We start from the raw sequence: 8450 nt of genomic DNA, 5'->3' as shown, positions 1-8450 counted from the left end.
GGCCTCCTCCCGGCGCCGAGCACGAAGGGCCTGCGCGACCTTCGACGCCGGGTGGGCTGCGCCCCGATGAAGACCCTGTTTGAGGTGGTGGCCGGTCGGACAGTTCATCACCTGTGCGATCGGCTGCGGCGGCCGGCCCGGCGCTCAGCAGGCCGGCGGCGAACGTGATCGGCAGCAGGACGGCGCACGCGCCGCGCAGGCCGGGTATGGATCCCCAGGTTCCCGCTGTGGTGTTCGTGGATGGCGCTCGGGTTGAGCGCAAAGGCCGTTTCACAGGCTCATTCCCCCTGGGAAATATGTGAGATCTGTCATAGTTCGGCGCGCATGCGGGTGCGGCTGGTCGAGGGCTGCACGCCGTCGGCAGGAGGCGGTGACCGCCACGAACGACCTCGTCGTGGCGTCAAGCAAACGGGCCACTTGGTCGTCATCTGCGGTCTGCCGCAGTGATTCTGACGACGCGCCAGTAGTATCCTATGCACACATCAGGCACATGAGGCTCACAGGTATTTCACTGCTGTGCAGCCAGTCGAACGTGCCGTCCTCCTCCGCCTGTTGGGCGGCCGCAGCGGCCTGCGACCAGTCCAGGTGGGGCAGGAGGACGGCGAGGGTCTCGGCGAGCAGCGCGCCGCCGACCTCGCCGGATCCCATGCCGGCCGCCGCGGCCAGGTGCACGGCCGCGCGCCGCCGCACGGCGTCCTCGCCCCGCACCACCGCAGCCTCGGCCTCCCCTTCCATCAACCGGCGCACCGCGGCCGGATCAGGCGTCCCGGCCCGCCCGTGGGCGAGAGCCCGCTCCGCCTCCACGTAGAACGCGTCCCGCTCCGCCTCGCCGGCGGCGCCGACCGCCGTACGGGCCTGCGCGAGCACATGGTGCGCACGGGAGTTGGCCATGACCCACAGCAAGGTCTCCCGCACCGCCGGCCACGCAGGCTCCGGCACCACATCCGCGCCCGGCAAATGAGGAGCGCCGGCCTCGGCGTACCAGGCGATCACCGTCCATCGCAGGTCCCGCCCCTGCCGCGCCTGACGGGCGAGCGCCGCCCCCGCCCCAGCCACCGCCGCGCGTGCGCCGGCAGCACCCCGGCCCCACGCCACCGCTGGCGAACCCGATGGCTGCCGCTCCTGTCCCGTTCCGGGCATGTGCCCGCATCTTCTAAGCGCTTGGCAGCATGCCGTGGCTGGTCGGCTGAGGGCCGTCTTTCTGTAGGCGGTCGGTGGAGGCGCCGATCAGTCGTCGCCGACCTGCCCGGCTGTTTCTGCCGTTGGATCCATCGTCCGATCTCATCGCCCTCGAACAGCACGCCGGGCTGGATCTCGGGCAGGCTGCCGTCGGCGTCGGCTAGGAGCGTGTCTCAGTATCCGGCAACCCGCCTGGGGTTCGTGATCATTCATGCGGGATGATCTCGGTATGCGTGATGGGGATGGGCTGTTCGAGGTCGAGCCGACCGGTAAGAAACGGCCGCGGGGCCGTCCGGCGGCGGTGGACAAGATGTTCCGGGCGTTCGATCCGCATCAGGTCCTGCTGCTCCCGCCGTCGCTGGACGACTGGCTGCCCGAGGACCACCTGGCCCGGTTCGTCGCCGACCTGGTTGATGAGGTGCTCGACCTGGAACCGGTCCTGGCCGACTACACCGAAAAGCGTGGCTACCCGCCTTACGATCCCCGGCTGATGGTGCGGCTGCTGATCTACGGCTACACCACCGGGGTGCGCTCCTCCCGGGCGATCGAGCGCCGCTTGGCCGACGATGTCGCGTTCCGGTTCCTGGCTGGCGGCCAGGAACCGGACTTCCGCTCGATCGCCCGGTTCCGGCGCCGTCACCTGGACGCCCTCGCTGACCTGTTCACCCAGTCCCTGCTCCTCGCGCAGAAGCTCGGCATGGTCAAGATGGGCCGCGTCGCGTTGGACGGCACCAAGCTTCAGGCCAGTGCCTCCAAGCACAAGGCGATGAGCTACGGCCGCCTGATCGACAAGGAAGAACGCATCGAGGCCGAGATCGCCCGGCTGGAGGCGAAGGCCCAGGCGCTGCTGGCCGACGCGGAGGCCGCCGACGAAGCCGAGGACGAGATGTTCGGGGCGGACGGCAAGGAGATGGACCTGCCTGCCGGGCTGGACCGGCGTGAGAAGCGCCTGGCGAAGCTGCAGGCCGCCCGCGCGCAGATCGAGGCCGAGGCCGCCGACAAGGCGCGCAAGCATGCCGAGGACAAGGAACGCCACCGTCAGGAGCGTGCCGGCACCGACGGCGAGAAGGCCGTCGCCGACGCGGGCGAGCAGGCAGCAGCCAAGGCGCGGCCCAAGCCCAAGGCCCAGGCCAACTTCACCGACCCCGACTCGCGGATCATGAAGAACAGCGACGGCGCCTACATCCAGGCTTACAACGCCCAGGCCGTCGTCGATGAAGAACACCAGGTCATCACCGCCGCCGACGTGACGACCAACCCTTCGGACGCGCTGAACTACACCACGATGCTCGACCAGTCCGCTGTCAACACCGGCGTCCACCCCAAGCAGGCCCTGGTCGACGCCGGGTACTGCTCCGAGACCAACCTTGAGGCCGCGCGAGAGCACCAACTCGCCTGCGGCACCGACACGTTCATGGCCACCGGCAGACTCGCCCACGACGAGCGAGTCCCGCCCGCACCCCGCGGACGCATTCCCAAGGACGCCACCCCTCAAGGAACGCATGGCCCGCAAGCTGCGGACCAAGCCCGGCAAGGCCGCCTACAGTCGCCGCAAGGCCATCGTCGAACCCGTCTTCGGACAGATCATGACCTGCCAGAACGGCCGCCAGCTCCTCCTGCGCGGCGAAGACGGAGCCCGAGGAGAGTGGCGCCTGCTGGCCGGCTGACCAATCGGGCCTCCCGGGCCCGTCACCAGCCCGATACAGGCCCAACCCCCGACGGCCACGACTCCGACCGCGCCTCACCAACGGCGGCGAGACGGCCAAGACCGATCCCATCGACCACGGCCGCCAGCCACTTGCCCGTTACAAAGACACGCTCCTAGCCGGAGACGGTCTTCGCCCAGCCCTGGCTGATCGTCTTCCTCGCCTTCTCCAGTTGCGCGTCCGTCGGGAACTGCGGTGTTCCCTCGACCGTCGGCAGTCGTGCGGCGGCGGCATTGTCGAGAGTGCTGTCCTGCCCCATGGCCTCCATGAGCACCGGGCGGGCGTAGGCCCGCAGCCGCAGGTTCTGGCCTTCTGGGCTGAAGAGGTACTCCTGCCACAGGCGGGCAGCCGCCGGGTGCGGGGCGTTCTTGTTGATCGCCAGCGCGAAATACTGGGCGAAGCTGCCGTCGAAGGGAATCGCGACCTGCCAGTTCACGCCCTTGTCGCGGAGTTGGTCGGCGTAGTGGAGGTTGATGTAGTCCCAGTTGATGCTGATGGGGGTCCGGCCGTCCTCGACCGTTGCCGAGTTGGAATGGAGAGGGTTGAAGTTGCCGCTCTTCGCAAGCTCGGCGAAGAAGTCGAGACCGGGCTGGACGTTCTCGAACGACCCGTTGTTCGCCAGCGCGGCCGCGTAGACACCGGCGAAGGCGGTGGCCGAACGGGGCGGGTCGCCTTCGAGTGCGACCTTGCCCTTGTACGCGGGCTTCAGTAGATCGGCGAAGGTCGCCGGACAGGGCTTGACCCGGTTGGCATCACAGCCGATGGAGATGTAACCCCCGTAGTTGTTGTACCAGCGGGCCTTCGAGTCCTTCTGATTACCGGGGATTGAACCGTAAGCGGCTACCTTGTACGGCGCGAGCAGATTCTGCGCCGCGGCCTTCCGGGCGAACGTATCGCCCACGTCGATCACGTCGGGTGTCGGCCGGTTCCTCCTCTTCCTCAGGGCATCGATCTCGTCCTCGCTGTGGCCGAACGGATTCTCGTCCGTGACCTTGATCCCGTACTTCCTCTCGAAGCCGTTGATCAGAGCGCCGTAGTTGGCCCAGTCGCCGGGCAGCGCGATCGTTCTGAGCGTGCCCTCCCGTTTCGCTGCGGCGATCAGTGCGGGCATGCCGCCCATGTTCTCGGCGGATGTAGCCACGGACGGCTTCGCGGGTCTGGCGGTCGGTGTGTTCTCACACGCACTCAGGCCCATTGCCACGAGAGCGATGCAGCCGAAGACCGCGGCACCTCGAGCACAGACTGTAGTCACGACTGCTCCCGAGGGTGGGGGAACGTGGTCACCTCGGTCGGCTGCGGGCCGCATCCCTGTGTCCGGCCTGGCGAACCTTCCGCTGCGCGTCCCGGTTTCCCTGGGGCCCGCTGTGCCGACGAAGCGGCTATCGAGGCCAGGATACCCGGCCGGCTCGATGGCGGGATGTCGCTCGGGAAGCCTGCGATCAAGGCCCTTCCCCGACTGAACGCGGCTTCCGTAGCCCGTGCCCACTCGTCTCAGACGGCCGTGTCGTCCCATTGGCCCAGCAGGATCTCGCCGAGGTCTCCCGCTTTCGGCGTGGCGGCGTGGTGCAGAAACTGTTCGGCCCAGATGACTTTACCGGTGGGCGTGTAGCGGGTCCCCCAGCGTTCGGCGAAGCGGGCGACCAGGAAGAGTCCGCGGCCGCCCTCGTCGGTGACCTTCGCCCGCCGTAGCCGCGGCGAGGTGCTGCTGCCGTCGGAGACCTCGATGATCAGGGTGCCCGCGGCGGAGTTGTTTTTCGGCACCGTGCGGAGCAGCCGTACGGTGATGGGCTCGGCGGCGTGGCGGACTGCGTTGGTGATCAGCTCGCTGAGGATGAGTTCGGCGGTGAAGCCGAACTGCTCCAGCCCCCACTCCGTCAGCCGGCGCGCGCAGGCGGCGCGCACCGGGGCCACCGCCGCCGGGTCACGGGGCACGTTCCATTCGGCGACCTGCTCCGGCCCGAGCCGGTGGGTGCGGGCCACCAGCAGCGCGACGTCATCCCTCGGCCGGTCGGACAGCATGGCCTCCATCACCGCCTCGCAAGTGGCCTCCGGCGTGTGGCCCGGCCCTGTCAGAGCATTGCGCAGGGCCTCCAGACCGGCGTCCAGGTCCCGGGTGCGGTCCTCGATCAGTCCGTCGGTGTAGAGCACCAGCCGGGAACCCTCCTCCACGGTGAGTTCGGCGGTCTCGACAGGAAGGCCGGCTCCGAGTCCCAGTGGCGGGGAGATGGGCAGGACAGGGAAGTCGACGGCCCCGTCGGGCTGGACCACCGCCGGTCCCGGGTGGCCGGCGGTGGCGATGGCCATCCGCCCGGTGACGGGGTCGTAGACGGCGTACTGGCAGGTCGCCCCGGTGATCATCGCCTGCCCGTCTTCCGCGGCGGCGGCCTCCTCGGCGTCGATCTGCGCCACCAGCTCGTCCAGTCGGCCCAGCAGTTCCTCCGCGGGCATGTCGAGGGCGGCGAAGTTGCGCACGGCGGTGCGCAGCCGGCCCATGGTCGCCGCGGCGTGCAGACCGTGACCGACGACATCGCCTACGACCAGTGCCACGCGGGTGCCGGGCAGCGGGATGACGTCGAACCAGTCCCCGCCCACCCCTGCCTGGGCCGGCAGGTACCGGTAGGCCACATCGAGGACGGACAGCTCGGGCAGCGCTCGTGGCAGCAGGCTGTGCTGCAAGGTGACAGCCATGGCGTGTTCACGGGTGTAGCGGCGGGCGTTGTCGATGCACACCGCTGCCCGTGCGGCCAGTTCCTCGGCGAAGGACACGTCCTCGTCCTCGAACGACGAGGAGCCCTTCGCGCGCCAGAAGTCGACCACTCCCAGCACCACGCCGCGGGCTTGCAAGGGAACCACGAGCAGGGAGTGGATGCCGTGATCGAGGATGCGGCGGGCACGTTCGGGTTGCTGGGTCTGCCAGCCGGGGGAGGCGTTCAGGTCCGCGATCACGACCGGTCGGCCCTCGGTCATAGCCGTGGAGACGGGGTGGGCCGGGATGAACCGGATCAGGTCGCGGACGTGGTGGAGGGGGTGATCCGCATCGGGACCGGAGACGGCGACGCGGCGCAGCTCGGTGATCCCGGCGGTCGCACCGGAGGACTCCTCGCCGTGCAGGACCGGGTCCAGCAGATCGACGGTGACGATGTCGGCGAACCGGGTCACCGCCACCTCGGCCAGTTCCTCGGCCGTGCGCTTCACATCGAGCGTGGTGCCGATTCGCAGCCCGGCGTCGTAGAGCGACTGCAACCGTTCGCGTGCCACCTCCGCCCGGCCGGAGAGGGCCTGCAGCTCGGTGGTGTCCCGGAGCGTCACCACGCTGCCGACCGGTCCGTGCGGTGCGGTGAGCCGCTTGCTGACCGCGAGTAGCCGGTCGGCCGCCAGGCGCACCACGTCGGTGGCGGGGCGGTCGGAGGCCAGCAGCCCGGCGAGGCCCTGCTCCAGTCCCAGATCGGTGACATGTCGCCCCTCCGCGTCCGCTGGGAGGTTCAGCAGCCGTCGTGCCTCGTCGTTGGCCAGCAGCAGCCGGCTGTCACCGCCGACGATCAGCACTCCTTCCCGCACTGCGTGCAGCACCGCGTCGTGGTGCTCGTACATCCGGGTCATCTCCGTCGGGCCCAGGCCATGGGTTTGCCGCCGCAACCTCCGGCTGACCAGGCCCGACCCGCCTGCGGCGACGACCAGGGCCGCGGCGGCGCCGCCAAGGATGACCGGCAGCTGCCGGTCCACCCTGTGCCGCACCGTCTCAACGGTCACGGGCACGGAGACGATGGCGATGACCGAGCCGTCAGGCCCCCTGACGGGAACCGCCGAGATCACGGAGAGTCCCAGTGAGCCCTTGAACGTACTCGTGAACGGCTTGCCGGTCGCTGCCGCGGCGTAAGGTCCGATGACGCGTTTCCCGATCCGATGCGGGTCGCTGTGGGTGAGGGTGATCCCGTTCAGGCCGTACACGATGACGGCGTCGACGCCTGCGGTTCTCCGGGCCGCCTCGGCGTACGGCTGCAGCTCTGCGGTCGGGTGCGCGCTGTTGAGTGCCGCCACGATCCCCGGGGAGTTCGCGAACGTCTGCGCGGCGGTGAGCGTCCGGTGGCGGGCGTCCGCCATGACGTCGCGTCGAGCCTGCACCACGAGCGCCACCAGGGCAGCGGCGACGAGCAACATCACGACCGCCAGCTGGAGCAGGAAGACCTGGCCGGCGAGGCTGTGCACGCTCAGCAGTGACCCCGACCGCCTCGCGTCCTCTCCCTGAGGGAGCCGACCGGGCCGATGAGTCCTCATGGACGCATCAGGCAGATCCTGACCGGATTGATCTGAAACTCCGCTCATATCACCTTTCTATCGCTTCTGGGCGGGCGACCACGAGGCGACCGGGTGGACTGGTCCGCTCAGGAACGGCGCCGAGCGCATGGGCCCCGCCGCCCCGCGGTCACGCACAGCCCCCGAGGTCCGGTTCGAGTCCGCAGGGATCAGAACCCGCACGACCGAAGAGGGAGGGCGTCCCGGAGCCGATGGTCTCGGCGCTCACCTCCCGCCACCCGCGCCTCCCCTCGCCGGATCCGCTGGCAGGAGCCAGGGCCGTCGGTACGACAGTCGGCCGATCGTTCCGCGCCCGACGTCACCGGTGGACTCCACGTCGGCGACCGTGAGCTCCTCGCCGGTCGCCACCGCCGTCGGGTTCGACCACGCCCTGGACCGCGGCACCCCGCACGTGTCGGTGTCCCATCCATTGGGCCACGACATCGACGCCGACCTGCGACAGTCACACCGCGAGGAGCGGACCCGCAACCACCCCGCTGACGACGCACGACACAAGCCCCGGACCGGACGTCCACCCACCTTCCTCTTCCCCGACCGCGTCATAGCGACCCTGCTCCGCCTGCGCCTTGGACTGTCCGACGACACCCTCGCCCGACTCATGCAGACCAGTCCGAGCACCATAGTCGTCAAAGAGACCCGGCAGCTGCTGAAGCAACGCGGCCACACCGTAGCGGCCGTCCCGGCCCCCACCCACCTGCCGACACACATCCCCAGGGACATCCCGGCAGCGGCCAGCAACGACCAGGACAACATCAAAAAAGCGTGTTGATTCTCTGCACGCCCTAACCTGACGGCTCCACAAGTTCCACCCGCCACGCCGACAACGACCGCTGGTCCGCCGCCTGCCGCCACGAACTTCTGCTCGATCACTGCCACGCCGAGCGAGTGAACTGTGCTCGGCACGCGGCGGAGATCCACCAAAGCAACCCGCCCATGCTCTATCAGCGGGGCATGACAGACGTCCTACTTGACCCCTTCTTACGACGAGCCGACCTCACGCGCATACTCGAGGAACACTTCGGATCCTGCCGCGCCTGGCCTCTTCGCTTGCGGGCCGCTTACGACCAGCTCGGAACACTCAGAGATCTTCTCGGGTCCGCCACGTACTCCCCGTTCCTGCGGTGCGCCGAGCGTGCAGCCAGCCGGAAGGAAGTCTCTTAGAACTCCTAACAAAGTGAGAGGTTGACCAGTCGGCGCCAGCAGATGATGCCGCAGGCCAGGCTGAGGAACGCTTCGTGGATGTCGTCGCGG

General features: G+C 69.2%; 4 protein-coding genes and 1 pseudogene. 2 read left to right on the top strand and 3 right to left on the bottom strand.

Annotated elements, in window-relative coordinates; translation table 11 throughout:
- Positions 1–471 precede the first annotated feature (471 nt).
- Positions 472–1140 (bottom strand): hypothetical protein, encoded by a 669-nt coding sequence (locus ACFYX0_RS45880; RefSeq protein WP_388981287.1) that lies wholly within the window; start codon positions 1138–1140, stop codon positions 472–474.
- Positions 1141–1408: 268 nt separating this feature from the next.
- On the opposite strand from ACFYX0_RS45880, the pseudogene ACFYX0_RS45875 reads away from it, so the two are divergent.
- Positions 1409–2846, top strand: a pseudogene (locus tag ACFYX0_RS45875) (IS1182 family transposase).
- Between the two features lie 154 nt (positions 2847–3000).
- On the opposite strand, the gene ACFYX0_RS45870 reads toward ACFYX0_RS45875, so the two are convergent.
- Together ACFYX0_RS45870 and ACFYX0_RS45865 are read right to left on the bottom strand one after the other, a co-directional pair.
- Complete coding sequence (locus ACFYX0_RS45870) at positions 3001–4137, bottom strand: ABC transporter substrate-binding protein (protein WP_388981284.1); 1137 nt, start codon at positions 4135–4137, stop codon at positions 3001–3003.
- Between the two features lie 239 nt (positions 4138–4376).
- A complete protein-coding gene (locus ACFYX0_RS45865; RefSeq protein WP_388981281.1) occupies positions 4377–7160 on the bottom strand; it encodes a SpoIIE family protein phosphatase in 2784 nt (927 codons plus the stop codon).
- 364 nt (positions 7161–7524) lie between these two features.
- Here ACFYX0_RS45865 and ACFYX0_RS45860 point away from each other — a divergent pair, with 364 nt between their 5' ends.
- The gene (locus ACFYX0_RS45860; RefSeq protein ID WP_388981279.1) at positions 7525–7968 is read left to right on the top strand and encodes a hypothetical protein; all 444 of its coding nucleotides are present in this window, start codon (positions 7525–7527) and stop codon (positions 7966–7968) included.
- Positions 7969–8450 lie beyond the last annotated feature (482 nt).

This window comes from Streptomyces sp. NPDC002573, from assembly GCF_042889625.1.
GTDB classification, from domain to species: Bacteria; Actinomycetota; Actinomycetes; order Streptomycetales; family Streptomycetaceae; genus Streptomyces; species Streptomyces gibsoniae.
Note: the sequence above shows the minus strand (reverse complement) of the source record. Positions and strands in the feature narration are given on the sequence as shown.